Source organism: Pseudomonas chlororaphis subsp. aurantiaca (assembly GCF_013466605.1).
In the GTDB taxonomy this organism is placed as follows: domain Bacteria; phylum Pseudomonadota; class Gammaproteobacteria; order Pseudomonadales; family Pseudomonadaceae; genus Aquipseudomonas; species Aquipseudomonas chlororaphis_I.
This window is the reverse complement of sequence record NZ_CP059162.1, coordinates 658,987-676,949: the sequence shown is the minus strand read 5'-3', so window position 1 is coordinate 676,949 and position 17,963 is coordinate 658,987. Positions and strand designations below refer to the sequence as shown.

Below are 17,963 nucleotides of genomic sequence, written 5' to 3'. Positions count from 1 at the left end.
CTTACACCTTCGCCACGAGTGGGCGACCCAGCAGGCCTTGGGGACGGAAGATCAGAATCAGCACCAGCAGCGAGAAACTGAACACGTCTTTGTAGTCGGAGTTGACCAGACCGGAGAACAGCGACTCGGAGATCCCGAGGATGATCCCGCCGAGCATCGCGCCCGGCAGCGAACCGATGCCGCCGAGGACCGCCGCGGTGAACGCCTTGATGCCGATGACGAAGCCGGCATAGAAGTCGAACGTGCCGTAGTTCATGGTGATCAGTACGCCCGCCAGCGCAGCCATGGCGGCGCCGATGATGAACACGTAGGAAATCACCCGATCGGTGTTGATCCCGAGGATCGAGGCCATCTTGCGGTCTTGCTGGGTGGCGCGGCACATGCGGCCGAGCTTGGTGTACTTGATGATGTAGGTGAGCAACGCCATGCCGGCGAATGCCGCCACCAAGATGAAGATCTTGGTGTAGGTGAGCTGGACGAAACCGGTGCCGATATCGACCTTCCAGGCGCCGGCCAGCAGCGTCGGTACACCTTGTTGCTTGGCGCCCTGGCTGATCTGCGCGTAGTTCTGCAGGATCAGCGAGATCCCGATGGCGCTGATCAGCGGCGCCAGGCGGGTGGAGTTGCGCAGGGGTTTATAGGCGACGCGCTCGATGACCCAGCCGTAGATCCCCGTCACGACGACAGTGAAGACCAGGGTACCGAGAATGAGCAGCGGGAAGGATTCGATGCCGAAGTAGGCCAGCAGAGCCAGACTGATTGCCGCGAGGTAAGCGGAAATCATGTAAACCTCGCCGTGGGCGAAGTTGATCATGCCAATGATGCCATAGACCATTGTGTAGCCGATGGCGATCAGACCATAGACAGACCCGAGGGTCAGTCCATTGATCAGTTGCTGCAGGAAAATACCATCCATAACGCAATCTCACGCATTTGAGAGACTGCACACAGCGGATACGACGGCCTGGGGTTCAACCACCCGCGCAACACGACAGTTGTGCAGCTCTACGAGAAAAGACAGGTACTGCACGGACACGCATGCGGCAGGCCTGCGCCCTCCCCTGGAGGATGGGCCGGCCTGCCCAGACGCTCATGTCACTTCTGTTTTTCCAGCTGGTGGTATTTGCCGTCCTTGTCCCACTGGTAAACCACGTAGTCGGAGACTTTCAGGTCGCCCTTGGCGTCCCAGGTCTTCTCGCCCATCACGGTTTTCACCGGGTTGGCCTTGAGCCACTTGGCGGCGTCTTCGCCCTTGTTGGATTTGGCACCGTTGAAGCCGGCAGCCAGGGCCTGGACCGACGCGTAGGCATACAGGGTGTAGCCTTCAGGCTCGGTGCCGGCCTTGCGGAAAGCGTCGACCACGGTCTTGCTGTCCGGCAGCAGGCGTGGGTCGGCGCCGAAGGTCATGTACACACCGTCGACGTACTGCGGGCCGCCAGCGGTGGTCACCAGTTCGTCGGTGACGATACCGTCGTCGGACATGAACTTGACGTCTTTCAGGCCCTGCTCGCGCATCTGGCGGACCAGCGGGCCGGCTTCCGGGTGCAGGCCGCCGAAGTAGACGACATCGGCACCGGCGGCGCGGATTTTGGTGACCACGGCGCTGAAGTCTTTCTCGCCACGGGTCAGGCCTTCGTACAGCACCGGCGTCACGCCGCGCTTGCTCAGCTGTGCCTTGGTGGCGTCCGCCAGGCCCTGGCCATAGGTGTCCTTGTCGTGCAGCACCACGACTTTCTTGCCCTTGAGCACGTCGACGATGTAGTCGCCGGCGACGATGCCTTGCTGGTCATCACGCCCGCACATGCGGAACATGGCGGAGAGGCCACGTTCGGTGACCTGCGGGTTGGTGGAGCCCGGGGTGATGGCGATCACGCCAGCTTCGTCGTACACCTCGGAAGCGGGGATGGTGTTGGAGGAGCAGAAGTGCCCGACCACGCCGATCACCTTGTCCTGGTCGACCAGGCGGTTGGCTACGGCCACAGCCTGTTTCGGTTCGCAGGCGTCGTCGCCCTTGACCAGGACGATCTTCTCGCCGTTGACGCCGCCCTTGGCGTTGATTTCGTCAGCCGCTGCCTGTGCACCCTTCATGTACTGCTCGCCAAATGCCGCGTTGGCGCCTGTCATGGGACCCGCTACGCCGATCTTGAGGTCGGCCTGAGCAAACGCAGAAACGCCCAACGCAGCTGCCACTGCGAGGGCCAGAAAGCCTTTCTTGTAAAACGTCTGGGACATGAGGTGGTGCTCCAAGGTTTTTTTAGTTGGCACTGCGACTTCACCGAATGCTCAGAGCAAGGGCCGTGCCATTGGTTTTTTATTCTGAAAAAAGTCGCTCTTTTATTGTTATTTCGACTGTTTCGAGCCCTTTTTTATTGGGCGTGCAACCGTCTAAACCGCGGAAGGTAAAACCCTACAAAACATCAGGCGCAACCCGCCTGCGCCATCATTGCAACCGCGGCGCAAATCAACGTGCAACCAGCCTGTAACAGCCTGCGTAACCGAACTGCACACTACTGGTGCGAGACTGCTACGCCCCGCACCACTACAGGCTAGTCGCTGCGCCGAAAAGCGCCGCACCGTGCAACATATTTCCTCTGTCAGATAACGATGCGCAGGCACTGGCCCGCGTGATACAGCGAGAACCCGGCCTCGTACAGGCAACTGCGCAAGCCCACGCCAGCCAGGGGCTGCATGGGGGCGAAGGGAATCGGCAAGGCCTGAGGATTTCCGTTACACAGGTAATCGGCGAACGCCTTGCCGACCACGGTGCCCGTGGTCACGCCCCGGCCGTTGTAGCCGGTGACGGCCACCAGACCGGGCGCCGGCTCGAACAGGCGCATCAGGTGATCGGGGGTAAAGGCGATGCAGCCGGTCCAGGTGCACTCCCATTCCACCGTTTTCAGATAGGGGAAATAATGCTGCTGCACCCGGTCGGCCCAGGCCTTGAGGAACCAGGCCGGCTTCTGGTTGCCATTGCCCAGGCTGCCCAGCAACAGGCGACCGTCGGCGTCCCGGCGAATACTGCTGAGCACCTGACGGGTGTCCCAGGAGCCCTGGCCACCCGGCAGGATCCGCTGCGCGGCTTCCTCGGTCAGCGGCCTGGAGGCGACCTGGTAGTAGTAACCGGGGAAGAAATTGCGCCGCAACTCGGTCCAGTCGCCTTCGGTGTAGGCGTTGGAGGCAATCACCACCTGCTCGGCCAGCACCGAGCCTTGCGCGGTCTGCACCGACCAGCGCTGGCCCTGGCGTTCGAGACGGGTCACCGGCGAATGGTCGAACAGCTGGCCACCCAGATCGACCGTGGCCTTGGCCAGGCCACTGACATAGGCCATCGGGTTGACCGTACCGGCCCGGCGATCGAGCAAGGCGGCGGCGATCTTCCGGGTGCCGGTGGCGGTTTCACAGGCTGCCCCGGTCAACAGCTCGACCGGCGCGCCCCGGCGCTTCCACTGGGCTTCCCGGCTGCGCAGGTCGGCCTCGCCCCGGGCGTTGTGCGCCATGTGCAAGGTGCCTTCGCGGCGCAGCTGGCAATCGATGCGGTATTTGTCGATCAGGCTGAACACCAGGGCCGGCGCTGCCCCCAGCATGCGGTTGAGCTGGCTGCCGACCGCCTCGCCGAAACCGGCTTCGATCTCATCCGGCGGGATCCACATCCCGGCGTTCACCAACCCGACGTTGCGCCCCGAACCACCGTGACCGGCGCGATGGGCTTCCAGTACACAGACCCTCTTGCCCTGCTCCAACAGGTGCACGGCGGCCGACAGGCCGGTAAAGCCCGCGCCGATCACACAGACATCCACCGTGACCTCGCCCTTGAGCGGGGTATTGTCGGGCCTTTGCGGCGTCAGTTTTTCCCACAGGCATTCTTCGCGTAACGGCATTGCCAAGCTCCACAGTGAAACCCAACAAACAAAAACACAGCATCGCGGGCTCGATCAATCGAAGGTAATACCCTGCGCCAATGGCAACTCCAGCGAGTAGTTCACGGTGTTGGTCTGCCGACGCATATAGGCACGCCAGGCATCGGAACCGGACTCGCGGCCGCCGCCGGTTTCTTTCTCGCCACCGAACGCGCCGCCGATTTCCGCGCCGCTGGGGCCGATGTTGACGTTGGCGATGCCGCAGTCGCTGCCCACCGCCGACATGAACTGCTCGGCCTCACGCACATCGGTGGTGAAAATGCAGGACGACAGGCCTTGTGGCACGGCGTTGTTCAGGCGCAGCGCTTCGGCGAAATCGCTGTAGCCCACCACGTAGAGAATCGGCGCGAAGGTTTCGCTGCACACCACGTCGCTCTGCTCCGGCATCTCGACGATCGCGGGCGAGACGTAATAAGCGTTGGGGAACTGGTCTTCCAGCTGGCGCTTGCCGCCAAACACCCGGCCGCCCTCGCTCAGGGCCTGCTCCAGCGCATCCTGCATGTTGTCGAAGCTGTGCTTGTCGATCAGCGGGCCGATCAGGTTGCCTTGCAGCGGATGGCCGATGCGCACCTTGGAATAGGCGGCCTTGAGGCGGGTAACGATTTCGTCCTTCACCGATTCATGGGCAATCAGCCGGCGCAACGTCGTGCAGCGCTGGCCGGCGGTACCGACGGCGCTGAACAGGATGGCACGCACCGCCATGTCCAGGTCGGCGCTCGGCCCCAGGATCATCGCGTTGTTGCCGCCCAGCTCGAGGATGCTGCGGGCGAAACGCGCGGCGACTTTCGGCGCCACTTCGCGGCCCATGCGGGTGCTGCCGGTGGCACTGATCAGGGCCACGCGCGGGTCGTCCACCAGCGCTTCGCCGGCGTCGCGCCCACCGATGATCACCTGGCTCAGGTATTCGGGGGCATCGCTGAAGTTCTTCAGCACGCGCTCGAACAGCGCCTGGCAGGCCAGGGCGGTCAATGGGGTCTTTTCCGAAGGTTTCCAGATCACCGGGTTGCCGCAGACCAGCGCCAGGGTGGTGTTCCAGGCCCAGACCGCGACCGGGAAGTTGAACGCGCTGATCACTCCGACGATGCCCAGCGGGTGCCAGGTTTCGCGCATGTGGTGGCCGGGACGCTCGGAGGCGATGGTCAGGCCGTACAGCTGGCGCGACAGGCCGACCGCGAAGTCGCAGATGTCGATCATTTCCTGCACTTCGCCCAGGCCTTCCTGGGTGATCTTGCCGGCTTCCCAGGACACCAGCTCGCCGAGGTCGGCCTTGTATTCGCGCAGCACTTCGCCGAACTGGCGCACCAGCTCGCCGCGACGCGGCGCCGGCACCTTGCGCCACAGCTCGAATGCATGCTCCGCGCGACTGACCTGCTGCTCCACCTCGGCCGCGCCCTGCCAGTTCACGGAGGCGATGCGGCTGCCGTCGATCGGCGAATGCACGGGCTGCTTGCCCGATTGATACAGGGCCGGGTTCACACCAAGACGATCAAGCAATGCGGCAACCATGGGTCACTCCTTACAGATGGAAAGCAAAAAATCGTAGCCGCTGACACGGCTATTCAGATCTGTAGTTGTAGCCGGCCCGAGACTTGCCAACAAACGACGATTAGGCGAGATATCATTCCGTTTATTCATGCTGCGCAGCCGAGACAAGAACAAGGAACCCTCGATGCTGAACAAACGTTACCTGCCCTCGATCACCGCCCTGCAGTGTTTCGAGGCCGTCACCCGGCACCTGAGCTTCACCCGCGCCGCCGAGGAGCTGAACCTGACCCAGAGCGCGGTCAGCAAGCAGGTCGCCCAGCTGGAAGAACTCCTGCAGCACCTGCTGTTTCGCCGGGTACGCCGGCGCCTGCAACTGACCCCGGCCGGCGACCTGTACCTGGTGGAGGTGCGCAAGATCCTCTCGCAGATCGAGATGTCGACCCATTACCTGCGCTCCTACGGCGGCGAAACCGAAGTCCTGCGGGTGTCCACCCCATCGACCTTCGGCGCGCGCTGGCTGGTGCCGCGCCTCAAGGGCTGGCGCCTGCGCCACCCGCAGATCCATCTGGACCTGTGCAACGAACAGGAAGCCGACGACCTGCTGCAGGGCCGCAGCGACATGGCGTTCTATTTCGGCCAGGGCTCGCGCCCCGGCACCGAGTGCCTGAAGCTGTTCGGCGAAGAACTGGTGGCGGTCTGCGCCCCCGGCAGCCTGCCGGACAAGCCGTTCACCGACCCGACGCAACTGGCCGAACTGGTGCTGCTGCAACTGGCCTCGCGGCCGCAGGCCTGGCACGACTGGTTCGACAGCCAGGGTTACCACACCGAGCACAGCTATCATGGCCCACGCTTCGAAACCTTCTACATGTGCATCCGGGCCGCTCAGGTCGGCTGCGGCGTGGCCCTGCTGCCGCGGTTCCTGGTGGAGGAAGAGCTGGCCGAGGGCAAGCTGGTGCTGGCCTGGGACTACGCGATGCCCAGCCACGATGCCTACTACCTGGCCTACCCTGAACATGCGGCCGAAGTGCCCAAGGTGCGGGAGTTCGTACGCTGGATGCTGGAGCAGATCGACAGCCCGACGCCGACCTGATCCGGAATGGGTGCAGGCCGCACGGGCGCTATCGCCGGCAAGCCTCGCTCCTACCCAGCAACGCCGTACCTGCAGGAGCGAGGCTTGCCCGCGATGAGTCCCTCAGCCTCGACATCCGTCCCCACGCAAAAAACGCTGGCAAAACCCACGGCGGATATGCGCCACTACTGCCTTCATTGAACAAGCTGGAAAGCCGCGCCCTTCATCGCGGCCAGCATGGAGATTCCCGTTATGAGCGAGAGTGTGTTTGCCGATCGCATCGTGCAGAACCTGCTCGACACCGACTTCTACAAACTGACCATGATGCAGGCGGTGCTGCACAACTACCCCAATGTGGAAGTCGAATGGGAATTCCGCTGCCGCAACAGCGAGGACCTGCGCCCCTACCTGGCGGAGATCCGCTACCAGTTCGAGCGCCTGGCCGATCTGAGCCTGAGCGCCGACCAGTTGAGCTTTCTGGAGCGCATCAGCTTCCTGAAACCGGACTTCCTGCGCTTTCTCGGGCTGTTCCGCTTCAACCTGCGTTATGTGCATACCGGTATCGAGAACGGCGAGCTGTTCATCCGCCTGCGCGGGCCCTGGCTGCACGTGATCCTGTTCGAAGTGCCGATGCTGGCGATCGTCAGCGAGGTGCGTAACCGCTATCGCTACCGCGAAGTCGTCCTGGAACAGGCCCGCGAACAGCTGTATCGCAAGTTCGACTGGCTGAGCGCCAACGCCAGCACCGATGAATTGTCGCACCTGCAGGTGGCCGACTTCGGCACCCGCCGGCGCTTCTCGTACCGGGTCCAGGAAGAAGTGGTGAACGTGCTCAAGCACGACTTCCCCGGGCGTTTCGTCGGCACCAGCAACGTGCACCTGTCCCGCGAGCTGGACATGAAACCCCTGGGCACCATGGCTCATGAGTGGATCATGGCCCACCAGCAACTGGGGCCACGGCTGATCGACAGCCAGATCGCCGCCCTCGACTGCTGGGTCCGCGAGTACCGCGGCCTGCTGGGGATCGCCCTGACCGACTGCATCACCACCGACGCCTTCCTCAACGATTTCGATCTGTACTTCGCCAAGCTGTTCGACGGTTTGCGCCACGACTCGGGCGATCCGATCGTCTGGGCGGAAAAAGCCATCGCCCATTACCTGAAACTGGGCATCGAGCCAATGAGCAAGACCCTGGTGTTCTCCGACAGTCTGACGCTGCCCAAGTCCCTGGAGATTTTTCGCGCGCTGCGTGGTCGGATCAATGTCAGCTTCGGTATCGGCACCAACCTGACGTGCGATATTCCCGGTGTCGAGCCGATGAGCATCGTGCTTAAAATGGCCGCCTGCAATGGCCAGCCCGTCGCCAAGATCTCCGACGAAGCGGGCAAGACCCATTGCAAGGATCCCAATTTCGTCGCTTATCTGCGCCACGTTTTCCAAGTACCTGCCGCCCTTTCTGGCACATCAAGCAAGGAGTGAATCATGCAAGCCGTACAGCGTGAGATTGCTGAACAGCTCAAGGTCCAACCCCCTTTCAAGGACCAGGCCGATCTCGAGGCAGAAGTCGCCCGGCGGGTCGCGTTCATCCAGCAATGCCTGCTCAATTCCGGGCTCAAGACCCTGGTACTGGGCATCAGCGGTGGCGTCGACTCCCTGACCGCGGGCCTGCTGGCCCAGCGGGCCATACGCGAACTGCGCGCCAGCAGTGGCGACCAGGGTTATCGGTTCATCGCCGTGCGCCTGCCGTACGACGTGCAGTTCGACGAACACGATGCCCAGGCCTCGGTGGACTTCATCGAACCCGACGAGCGCCACACCGTGAACATCGGGCCGGCGGTCAAGTCCCTGGCCAATGAAGTGGCGGCCTTCGAAGGTCATCAGGCGGTAACCCGGGACTTCGTGCTCGGCAATACCAAGGCACGCATGCGCATGGTCGCGCAGTACACCATCGCCGGCGCCGCCCACGGCCTGGTGATCGGCACCGACCACGCCGCCGAAGCGGTGATGGGTTTCTTCACCAAGTTCGGTGACGGCGCCTGCGACCTGGCCCCGCTGAGCGGGCTGGTGAAGAACCAGGTGCGCGCCATCGCCCGGCATTTCGGCGCGCCGGAGCCGCTGGTGGAGAAGATCCCTACCGCCGACCTCGAAGACCTGTCTCCCGGCAAACCGGACGAGGCGTCCCACGGCGTGACCTACGCCGAGATCGATGCCTTCCTCCACGGCCAGCCGGTGCGCGAGGAGGCGTTCAAGATCATCTGCAACACCTACAACAAGACCCATCACAAACGCGTGATGCCGTTCGCGCCTTGAGTTCATGAGGTGATGCAAAAGCCCGCCGCGGGAAATCTCGGCGGGCTTTTTGTTGTGTGTTGGCCGGGCTGGCGCTATCGCAAGCAAGCTTCGCTCCTACACAAGCTTGAGGAAACGAGGCTTGCCCGCAACCGCCCGCCCACAAAAAAACGCCCCGAAGGGCGCTTTTTTTCACTCGGAATCAACCGATCATTTCAGCACCAAGGCGCCTTTCATCATCGAGTTGTGGCCCGGGAACGAGCAGAAGAACTCGTAGCTTTCGCCCGCGGTCAGCTTCGACACGTCGAAGGTCACCGAGTCTTTTTCGCCGGCGCCGATGATCTTGGTGTGGGCGATGACGCGGCTGTCGTCTGGTTTCAGGTAGTCCTTATCAATGCCGGCAGCCATGCCGTCGGTCGCGATGCCGGCCATGTCCGCGCTTTTGCTCAGCACCCAGTTATGGCCCATGACGTTCTTCGGCAGGCTGCCGGAGTGGGTCAGGTTCACGGTGAAGGTCTTGCAGCTCTTGTCGATGGTGATTTCCTTCGTGTTGAAGGACATCTGGTCGGTGGAATCGACATCGACCTTGCATTCGGCGGCCATCAGCTGGCTGCTGGCCAGTGTCAACAGGGATACCGCAACGAGTTTGGCAAACATGGTGAATCTCCAAGGCAGGGTTAACAAAATCCATCTGAATCCATGAAGGTGAAGACTGCCTGAATTTTTCACAAGTTCCTATGATTTACATCAACAAATTGTATACAACTTTGCGCTATCGGCCTGATCGAGAGAATCAAACAGCCAGCCAACGGCCGCGGACCTATGCTCGGCGCACATCACTATCGGAGTGTCCGCCATGCATCTCAACAGCCTGTTCCGCAGCCTGCTCGCCGCCTACGCCTGTGGCGCCAGCGGCACCTGTGAAAGCCCCCGCCGCGGGGATTGACCCTTGGAGCGCGGCCGGCCAGCCATTACTCTGTGGCCCTCATCGACCATGGAGTAAGGCATGTCTTTAGCGTCTGTATGTGTGTTCTGCGGTGCCAGCACCGGCACCGACCCGGTCTACCGCGAGGCCGCCGAAGCCCTCGGGCGCCAGCTGGCCGAACGCAAGCTGACCCTGGTCTATGGCGGTGGCGCCGTCGGCCTGATGGGCATAGTCGCCGACGCGGCCCTGGCGGCCGGTGGCGAAGTCATCGGCATCATTCCCCAGAGCCTCAAGGACAAGGAAATCGGCCATCCGGGCCTGACGCGCCTGGAGGTGGTCGACGGCATGCACGCCCGCAAGGCACGCATGGCCGAGCTGAGCGATGCCTTTATCGCGCTGCCGGGTGGCCTGGGCACTCTGGAAGAATTGTTCGAGGTCTGGACCTGGGGCCAATTGGGCTATCACGCCAAGCCCCTGGGGTTGCTGGAGGTGAATGGCTTCTACGAGAAACTCACTGGTTTTCTCGATCACATCGTCGGCGAAGGCTTCGTTCGCGCCCCACACCGTGACATGCTGCAAGTGAGCGATTCGCCGCGCACACTGCTGGATGCGCTGGAGGCCTGGCAACCCACGGTCGCCCCAAAATGGGCCGAGCAGAAACCCGATTAACCGCCGGCCCCCGATACAAGGCAGAATACGCGCCGCTCAACCTCACCTTCGACCCCAGAGGATCGCCCATGGCTAAACCCAATTACTCCTTCGCCAAACGTCAGCGAGACCTGGCAAAGGAGCAGAAGAAAGAGGAAAAGCTGCAACGCAAGAAAGCTGCCGCTGAAGAAGCCGGCGCACCGAGCCCGGATACAGAAGACGAAGTGGCCGCCGACGACGCCAATGCAGTAGACGATCAGGCCCCCAAGGCCTGAGACCCGCCAGGCCTGATACTCCTGTCAGGCCCTCGGGATCTGGGGTCGGCTATCCATTACCGACCCTCGGATACCCAACGCTTTGACAATCGAATCGCGATAACCCTGTGGCAGGTTGACCGGTAGCTGGTCCGCTGCGAACAGGCCGATTTCCTTGTGCTCGTGGCTGAGGGTCGGCACAAAACCGCCCAGGAGCCGGCAGCGATAGGTCGAGATAAAGACATGCTTGCCGGGGATGACCTCGAACAGGTACGAATCCAGCGGCTCCGCCACCGCCACCCGCACATCCAGCTCTTCCTCGATCTCCCGCGCCAGGCATTGCGGCGCCGTCTCCCCCAGCTCGATCCGCCCGCCGGGCAGCTCCCACTCGTCACGCTCGTTGAGCATCAGCACCACCAATCCTTCGGGGGATTGCAGCACACCCTTGATCGATACCGGGAACATAAGCGACTCCTGTAAAACCTGTAGCCGCTGCCGCAGGCTGCGATAAGGTTCGAAGAACCTTCCTGTGGCCACAAAAGCACAGCCGCTACGCGCCCGAGCGCAGCCTGCGGCAGCCGCTACAGAGAGATGCGTTCATTCAGCGGCATCACCGTCACCCGCACTTCCGGGTCGTGGCTGCCGCCGCCGAGAATCACCCCGCGCAACGGCGAGACGTCGGAAAAGTCCCGGCCCCAGGCCAGGGTGATGTGCTCGAGCGCCGGCTGCACGTTGTTGGTCGGGTCGAAATCCACCCAGCCAAGCACCGGGCAGAACACCGAAACCCAGGCATGGGAAGCGTCCGCGCCGATCAAGCGTGGCTGCCCCGGTGGCGGCTGGGTCAGCAGGTAGCCGCTGACATAACGCGCCGCCAGGCCACGGGAACGCAAACACACCAGCATCAGGTGGGCGAAGTCCTGGCAGACCCCGCGCCGCCGCTCCAGCACCTCCACCAGCGGCGTCGCCACCTGGGTGGCTTCGGCATCGAAGGTGAACTCGCTGAAGATCTTCTCCATCAACGCCTGTACCCCCAGCAACAACGGACGCCCGGCGGGGAAACAGCTTTCGGAAAAATCGACGAAGCTTTTCTTCAAGTGCACATAGGGCGACTCGAAGCGGTAACGACACGCCTCCATCAAGGCCGCGGACAACGGCCGGCTGCTGTAGGTCAGCGCACTGCGGGTGGCGTCCCAGGGCAATGACCGGGTGAAATCCAGAGCAGGCCGGGCCAGCACCTCCACCGTCAGCTGCGCATTGACCAGCAACTCGTCATGGGGGCGCTCGAACGCCAGTCGGGTCAGCGGGTTGCCGAACACATCCAGCTCGTCGCGGCGGGTGGTGGGGTCGGGGCTGATCAGCAGTTCCTGCTGGCTGCAATGCTGCCAGGCGCAGGCCCGCGGCCACAGGTGCGCCAGCTGCTGGGCCAGGGAAACCGGGCTGTCGTAGTGGTAATGGGTATCGTGGAAGATCTGGTAATGAGCGCTCATCAGACGGACACCGTTTGTTGGCTGACATCGTCGACATGGGCGAAATGCCGCAGCGCCAGGCGGTCGGAGACCTGCCCGCTGGCATCGGCGATTTCCTGCAACAGGTCGGCCAGGCCTTCGAGCGCCGCGCGCACGCTGGCTTCGCCGAACAGCGGGTTTTCCAGGCAGCCCAGGTCGAAGCGCGACAGGCGCCCCACCAGCTTGGGCAAGCCGGCCTCGCGCGGCACGCCGAACTCGTCGTTCAAGCGATTGAGGGTCCGGGTCACCAGCTTCAGCTGGAACAGCACCGCGTGGGGGTTCTGTTCATCGAGCAGCAACAGGTCGAGCACCGGGATCAACTGCGCCACCGCCAGGTAGCGGGAACGGTAGGTGATGCTGCTGTTGCCCAGTTCCAGCAGCCACTCCAGCCCGGCCTGGTCGAACGCGGTGGCGCTGCGCAGGAAGGCCGCCAGGCTGCTGCTGAGGAACTGCAGGCGCTCGATACGCCGGCCGATCATCAAAAAACGCCAGCCTTCGTCGCGGGTCATGTCGTCCAGGGCGAAGCCCGACAGCGCCGCCAGGGACATCACCAGGCGGTTGAGGAAGTCCAGCAACTCGCCGAAGTCCGGCTCGCGGGCTTCCAGCGCCAGGGCTTCGCGCTGCAACTCCACCAGCGCCTGCCAGTTTTCCCGCGAGAGCTTGCCGCGCACCTGGGACGCCGCCCACTGCAGGCGCTGCAGGTTGGAGCGCAGGCTGAAGGCCCAGTCGTCGCCCTGCAGGGCCGCCAACAGGCGCTCGGGCAGTTCACCCTCGTCCGGCAGCAACATCAGGCTTTCGCCCAGGTCGACCGCCGCCTGCAAGGCCCGCGGGTCATCGCCGTCGACATAACGCGCCAGCATGATCCGCAACAGCCGCGCGCTGCCATCGCAACGCTCGCAGTAACGGCCGAACCAGAACAGGTTTTCCACCACCCGCGACGGCAGGTACGGATCGCGCCGCACCAACTCATGCACGCCGATGGTCCGCTGGCCCTTCCACTGTTCGCCGCTGGGCGCACGCTCGCCCAGCACCCAGGTGTCCTTGCTGGCGCCGCCGCGCTGCATCGATACCACTTCGGCATCGGCCTCGGCGGCCACCCGGGTCAAGCCGCCCGGCAGCACCCGGTAACCATCGCGGCTGGCCACGGCATACACCCGCATGCCGATGGCCCGCGGTTGCAACTGGCCGTCCTCGGCCTGCCAGACCGGCGCCTGGGACAGCTGCGCCAGTTCCTGGGCGACGTAGGCATAAGGCCGCGCCCGCATGCGCTCGGCCAGGGCCTGGCGCTCTTTCTCGCAGAGGTCGCGGCCGAACAACGGGGCAAAACTCTGGGACGGGAATGCCGGCTTGATCAGCAGCTCCGGAAGTTTCTCCAGGGCCTGGGCCAGTACCGGGGCCTCGCCGCACCACCAGGTGGCGACGGACGGCAGAATCAGTTCTTCGCCAAACAGGTACTCGCTGATCTTCGGCAGGAAACCCAGTAGGCCTGGCGACTCCAGCACGCCGCTGCCCAGGGCATTGGCCACCAGCACCCGGCCCCGCCGCACCGCCTCCAGCAGCCCCGGCACGCCAAGGGCCGAGTCGGTGCGCAGTTCCAGCGGGTCGCAGAAGTCGTCGTCGAGCCGGCGCATGATCGCGTGCACCCGCCGCAGGCCGCTCAGGGTCTTGAGGTAGACCGTGGCGTCGCGCACCGTCAGGTCGCCGCCCTCCACCAGCGGATAACCGAGCTGGCGCGCCAGGTACAGGTGCTCGAAATAGCTTTCGTTGAAACGTCCCGGGGTCAGCAGCACGATCAGTGGCGCTTCGTCGTCCCGGGGCGCCTGGCGTGCCAGGGTTTCCTGCAGGGTGCGGAAGAAGCCGGCCAGGTGCTGCACCTGCAGATCGCGGTACAGGTCCGGAAAGGCCCGGGACACGATCATCCGGTTTTCCAGGGCGTAGCCGGCACCGGAGGGCGCCTGGGTACGGTCGGCGGTGACCCACCAGCGCCCGTCCGGGGTGCGCGCCAGGTCGACCGCGTACAGGTGCAGGAAGGCGCCGTCCGGTGGCTGGATGCCCTGGCACGGCCAGAGAAAGTTGTTATGGCCGAACACCAGTTCGGCCGGCAGCAGGCCTTCGCAGATCAGCCGCTGGGGACCGTACAGGTCGGCCAGTACCGCATTGAGCAAACGCGCCCGTTGCGCGATCCCGGCGGACAGCTGTTGCCACTCATCGGCGGCGATCACATGGGGCAACAGGTCCAGCTCCCACGGCCGGTCGGCGCCCTTGGGGTCGGCATAGACGTTGTAGGTGACGCCGTTTTCCTGGATCTGCCGGGTCAGCAGGGCCTGGCGCTGCATCAACTGCGCCGGCGTGCTGCGCTGCAACTGGTCATACAGGCGGCGCCAGTGCGGGCGCACCGCGCCGCTGGCGTCGAGCAGTTCGTGGTAGGTACCCGTCGTCAGCGGGTAGTGGTCAAGCAGGTCAGGCATGGAGAGCTCGGCAGACGGCAAGGTAAGCCAGATTAACGCAGACACATGACGCCCGGATATGTGAAACATCCGGGCGTCGCGTCTGCTTTAGAAACGTCGCAAATCGAGTGTCATCGGCAACTCGTCGTTGATCGTCAGGCTCGGCACCGACAAGGTGCCAGGGCTGTGCCCCAGGCGGAAGAAGCGCGCCATGCGCCGGCTTTCGGCCTCGTTGGCATTCACCGGCAGGCTGTCGTAGTTGCGCCCGCCCGGGTGGGCCACGTGGTACTGGCAACCGCCCAGGGAACGCTGCATCCAGGTGTCGAGCAGGTCGAACACCAGGGGCGCATGCACCGGGATGGTCGGTTGCAGGCAGTTGAACGGCTGCCAGGCCCGATAGCGCACCCCAGCGACAAACTCCCCGACCCGCCCGGTGGGCTGCAGCGGCACCGCGACGCCGTTGCAGGTCAACAGGTAGCGCTGCGGCGCCAACCCGGTGAGCTTGACCTGCAGGCGCTCCAGCGACGAGTCGACATAACGTACCGTGCCGCCCGCGGAGCCCTCCTCCCCCAGCACATGCCAAGGCTCCAGGGCCTGGCGCAGCTCCAGCTCGACACCGCCGACCGCGTAATCGCCGACCTTGGGGAAACGGAACTCCAGGTGCGCGGCGAACCACTCGGCGCGCAGCGGATAACCGGCGGCGTTGAGCTCGACTATGACGTCGGCGAAGTCCTGCTCGATAAAGTGCGGCAACAGGAAACGGTCGTGCAGCTCGGTGCCCCAGCGCGCCAGCTTGGCCGGCGCATAGGGCTCGCGCCAGAAGCGTGCGACCAAGGCCCGCAGCAACAGTTGCTGGGCCAGGCTCATGCGCGCATGGGGTGGCATTTCAAAGGCGCGCAGCTCCAGCAGGCCCAGGCGCCCGGTGGCGCCGTCCGGCGAGTACAGCTTGTCGATGCAGAACTCGGCGCGGTGGGTGTTGCCGGTGACGTCGATCAGCAGGTTGCGCAGCAGCCGGTCGACCAGCCACGGCGGGCACTCCTCGCCCGGTTCGGGCATCTGCGCAAAGGCGATTTCCAGCTCGTACAAGGCATCGTTGCGCGCCTCGTCGACCCGCGGCGCCTGGGAAGTCGGGCCGATGAACAGCCCGGAGAACAGATAGGACAACGACGGATGGTTGTGCCAGTAGCTGATCAGGCTGCGCAACAGGTCCGGCCGGCGCAAAAATGGCGAATCCGCCGGCGTCGCGCCGCCCAGCACGAAGTGGTTGCCGCCGCCGGTGCCGGTGTGGCGCCCGTCGATCATGAATTTCTCGGTGGTCAGGCGGGTCTGCCGGGCTTCTTCGTAGAGGAATTCGGTGCGCTCCACCAGCTCGTCCCAACTGGCGGACGGCTGCACGTTGACCTCGATCACCCCCGGATCGGGGGTGACGCGGAAGTTGCTCAGGCGCGGATCGCTCGGTGGCTCGTAGCCCTCCAGCAGCACCGGGCAATGCAGCTCTTCGGCGGTGGCCTCGATGGCGCTGACCAACTCCAGGTAATCCTCCAGGCGTTCCAGGGGCGGCATGAACAGGTACAACCGCCCGCCCCGCGCCTCGGCGCACAACGCGGTGCGGGTCAGCCAGTCGGCGGACTGGTCGATCTGCGGCACCCGTTCATCGGCCTCGGCCGCTGCACCATGTTCACGTAATTGCGCGCTGTCCGGCAGCTCGGGCAGGTCCTGGTTCGGGTCGGTGGGGTGCACATAGGGATATTCCGCCGCCGTCACCCAGGGCTGGGACGCCAGCGGCAGGCGATAACCCAGGGGCGAGTCCCCCGGTACCAGCCGGCAATGAGTGTCACGCAGGTACCAGCGGCCGCTCTGCCACTGGTCGCCCCTGGCAGTGCGGGCCAGCGGCAGGACCTGGCCGATGACCTTGTCCAGGCCCTGGCTGAACACCTTGCGCAGGCGCGCGCGCTCCAGTTCGTCCGCCAGCCGTGAATCCTCGGCAGTCACGTTCTGCGGCAAGGTGCCCTCGCGCCACAGGTAATAGAAATTGTCTTCATAGGCCGGGAACACGAAGCGCGGCGGCAGCTTCAGGCGTTCGGCGACGCTGGCCAGGAAACGCCCGGCCAGCTCGCTGTCGGCGCCGTAGTCTTCGTGCTCGTCGGCAATCAGCGCGGCGTTGTGCCAGATCGGCATGCCATCGCGGCGCCAGTAACAGTTCAGCGACCAGCGCGGCAATTGCTCGCCCGGGTACCACTTGCCCTGGCCGAAATGCACCAGTCCCTTGGGCGCGTAGTGGTTGCGCATGCGCTGGAACAGCTCGGCGGACAGCCGGCGCTTGTTCGGCCCGAGGGCCGCGGTGTTCCATTCGGCGCCATCCGGGTCGTCGATCGAGACGAAGGTCGGTTCGCCGCCCATGGTCAGGCGCACGTCGCCCTCCAGCAGGTCGGCATCGATCTGCCGCCCCAGGGCCTGGATCGCCAGCCATTGCTCCTCGGTGTAGGGCTTGGTGACCCGCGGCGCTTCCCAGACCCGCTCCACCGACATCTCGTGGCTGAACTCGCATTCGCAAGGCTCCACCAGGCCGCTGATCGGCGCCGCCGAGGACGGATCGGGGCTGCAGGCCAATGGGATATGCCCTTCCCCGGCAAACAGCCCGGAGGTGGCGTCCAGGCCGATCCAGCCGGCGCCGGGCAGGTACACCTCGCACCAGGCATGCAAGTCGGTGAAATCCACCTCGGTGCCGGACGGGCCGTCGAGGGATTTGACGTCGGCGGTCAACTGGATCAGGTAGCCGGAAACAAAACGCGCGGCCAGCCCCAGGTTGCGCAGCAGTTGCACCAGCAGCCAGGCGGAGTCGCGGCAGGAGCCGGAAGCCTTGTCCAGGGTCTGCTCGGGCGTCTGCACGCCCGGTTCCATGCGGATCAGGTAGCCGATATCTTCGCTCAGGCGCTGGTTCAGGCCCACCAGGAAATCCACCGCCGGCATCGGCGTGCGGTCGATGCCCTCGAGGTAAGCCTTGAACTTTGGCGTCAACGGCAGGGTTTCCAGGTAAGGCGCCAGCTCGCGTTGCTCGTCGGCGGCATAGGCGAAGGGGATTTTCTCCGCGTAGGGCTCGAGGAAGAAATCGAACGGATTGAACACCGCCATCTCCGCCAGCAGATCGACTTCGATGCGCAGTTCGTCGGCCTTTTCCGGGAAGACCAGGCGCGCCAGGTAATTACCCTGGGGGTCCTGCTGCCAGTTGATGAAGTGCTGCTCGGGCTGGACCTTCAGCGCATAGGAGAGAATCCGCGTACGGCTATGGGCCGCCGGACGCAGGCGAACGATCTGTGGGCCGAGTTCGACCGCGCGGTCGTAGCGGTAATGCGTGACATGGTGCAATGCGACATGGATCGACACGGCGTGCCTCCTGCGGACCTGGACGTACACGAGAGCGCGC

At 64.3% G+C, this 17,963-nt stretch carries 14 protein-coding genes; 5 read left to right on the top strand and 9 right to left on the bottom strand.

The window, feature by feature from the left end; all coding sequences use genetic code 11:
• Position 1: 1 nt before the first annotated feature.
• The 4 genes from H0I86_RS02965 to amaB form a co-directional block, all read right to left on the bottom strand.
• Positions 2-916: an ABC transporter permease subunit gene (locus H0I86_RS02965; protein WP_180923974.1), complete on the bottom strand. Its 915-nt coding sequence runs from the start codon at positions 914-916 to the stop codon at positions 2-4.
• A gap of 179 nt (positions 917-1,095) precedes the next feature.
• Positions 1,096-2,232 (bottom strand): branched-chain amino acid ABC transporter substrate-binding protein, encoded by a 1,137-nt coding sequence (locus H0I86_RS02960; RefSeq protein WP_180923973.1) that lies wholly within the window; start codon positions 2,230-2,232, stop codon positions 1,096-1,098.
• A 362-nt stretch (positions 2,233-2,594) separates the two neighbouring features.
• On the bottom strand, positions 2,595-3,878 hold the full coding sequence (gene amaA, locus H0I86_RS02955) for an L-pipecolate oxidase (RefSeq protein ID WP_180923972.1): 1,284 nt from the start codon (positions 3,876-3,878) through the stop codon (positions 2,595-2,597).
• Between the two features lie 54 nt (positions 3,879-3,932).
• Positions 3,933-5,423, bottom strand: coding sequence for an L-piperidine-6-carboxylate dehydrogenase (gene amaB, locus H0I86_RS02950; protein WP_180923971.1), 1,491 nt, complete (start codon positions 5,421-5,423; stop codon positions 3,933-3,935).
• Positions 5,424-5,586: 163 nt separating this feature from the next.
• On the opposite strand from amaB, the gene H0I86_RS02945 reads away from it, so the two are divergent.
• The 3 genes from H0I86_RS02945 (at position 5,587) to nadE (ending at position 8,781) form a co-directional block, all read left to right on the top strand.
• Positions 5,587-6,492 (top strand): LysR family transcriptional regulator, encoded by a 906-nt coding sequence (locus H0I86_RS02945; protein WP_081362828.1) that lies wholly within the window; start codon positions 5,587-5,589, stop codon positions 6,490-6,492.
• A 231-nt stretch (positions 6,493-6,723) separates the two neighbouring features.
• Complete coding sequence (gene pncB / locus H0I86_RS02940; protein ID WP_180923970.1) at positions 6,724-7,950, top strand: nicotinate phosphoribosyltransferase; 1,227 nt, start codon at positions 6,724-6,726, stop codon at positions 7,948-7,950.
• 3 nt (positions 7,951-7,953) lie between these two features.
• Positions 7,954-8,781 (top strand): NAD(+) synthase, encoded by an 828-nt coding sequence (nadE, locus tag H0I86_RS02935; protein WP_180923969.1) that lies wholly within the window; start codon positions 7,954-7,956, stop codon positions 8,779-8,781.
• Positions 8,782-8,970: 189 nt separating this feature from the next.
• Here nadE and azu read toward each other — a convergent pair whose 3' ends face one another.
• Positions 8,971-9,417: an azurin gene (azu, locus tag H0I86_RS02930; RefSeq protein ID WP_180923968.1), complete on the bottom strand. Its 447-nt coding sequence runs from the start codon at positions 9,415-9,417 to the stop codon at positions 8,971-8,973.
• Positions 9,418-9,766: 349 nt separating this feature from the next.
• Here azu and H0I86_RS02925 point away from each other — a divergent pair, with 349 nt between their 5' ends.
• Together H0I86_RS02925 and H0I86_RS02920 are read left to right on the top strand one after the other, a co-directional pair.
• Positions 9,767-10,354: a cytokinin riboside 5'-monophosphate phosphoribohydrolase gene (locus tag H0I86_RS02925; RefSeq protein WP_180923967.1), complete on the top strand. Its 588-nt coding sequence runs from the start codon at positions 9,767-9,769 to the stop codon at positions 10,352-10,354.
• A gap of 68 nt (positions 10,355-10,422) precedes the next feature.
• Complete coding sequence (locus H0I86_RS02920) at positions 10,423-10,608, top strand: hypothetical protein (protein ID WP_180923966.1); 186 nt, start codon at positions 10,423-10,425, stop codon at positions 10,606-10,608.
• 24 nt (positions 10,609-10,632) lie between these two features.
• On the opposite strand, the gene H0I86_RS02915 is transcribed toward H0I86_RS02920, so the two are convergent.
• The 4 genes from H0I86_RS02915 to H0I86_RS02900 form a co-directional block, all read right to left on the bottom strand.
• Positions 10,633-11,052, bottom strand: a complete 420-nt coding sequence (locus H0I86_RS02915) for an NUDIX hydrolase (protein ID WP_180923965.1) — start codon at positions 11,050-11,052, stop codon at positions 10,633-10,635.
• 116 nt (positions 11,053-11,168) lie between these two features.
• The gene (locus H0I86_RS02910; protein ID WP_180923964.1) at positions 11,169-12,074 is read right to left on the bottom strand and encodes a transglutaminase family protein; all 906 of its coding nucleotides are present in this window, start codon (positions 12,072-12,074) and stop codon (positions 11,169-11,171) included.
• Positions 12,074-14,560 (bottom strand): circularly permuted type 2 ATP-grasp protein, encoded by a 2,487-nt coding sequence (locus tag H0I86_RS02905; RefSeq protein ID WP_180923963.1) that lies wholly within the window; start codon positions 14,558-14,560, stop codon positions 12,074-12,076. The genes H0I86_RS02910 and H0I86_RS02905 overlap by 1 nt, the downstream gene beginning before the upstream one ends.
• A gap of 87 nt (positions 14,561-14,647) precedes the next feature.
• Positions 14,648-17,923, bottom strand: coding sequence for a transglutaminase family protein (locus H0I86_RS02900; RefSeq protein WP_180923962.1), 3,276 nt, complete (start codon positions 17,921-17,923; stop codon positions 14,648-14,650).
• Positions 17,924-17,963 lie beyond the last annotated feature (40 nt).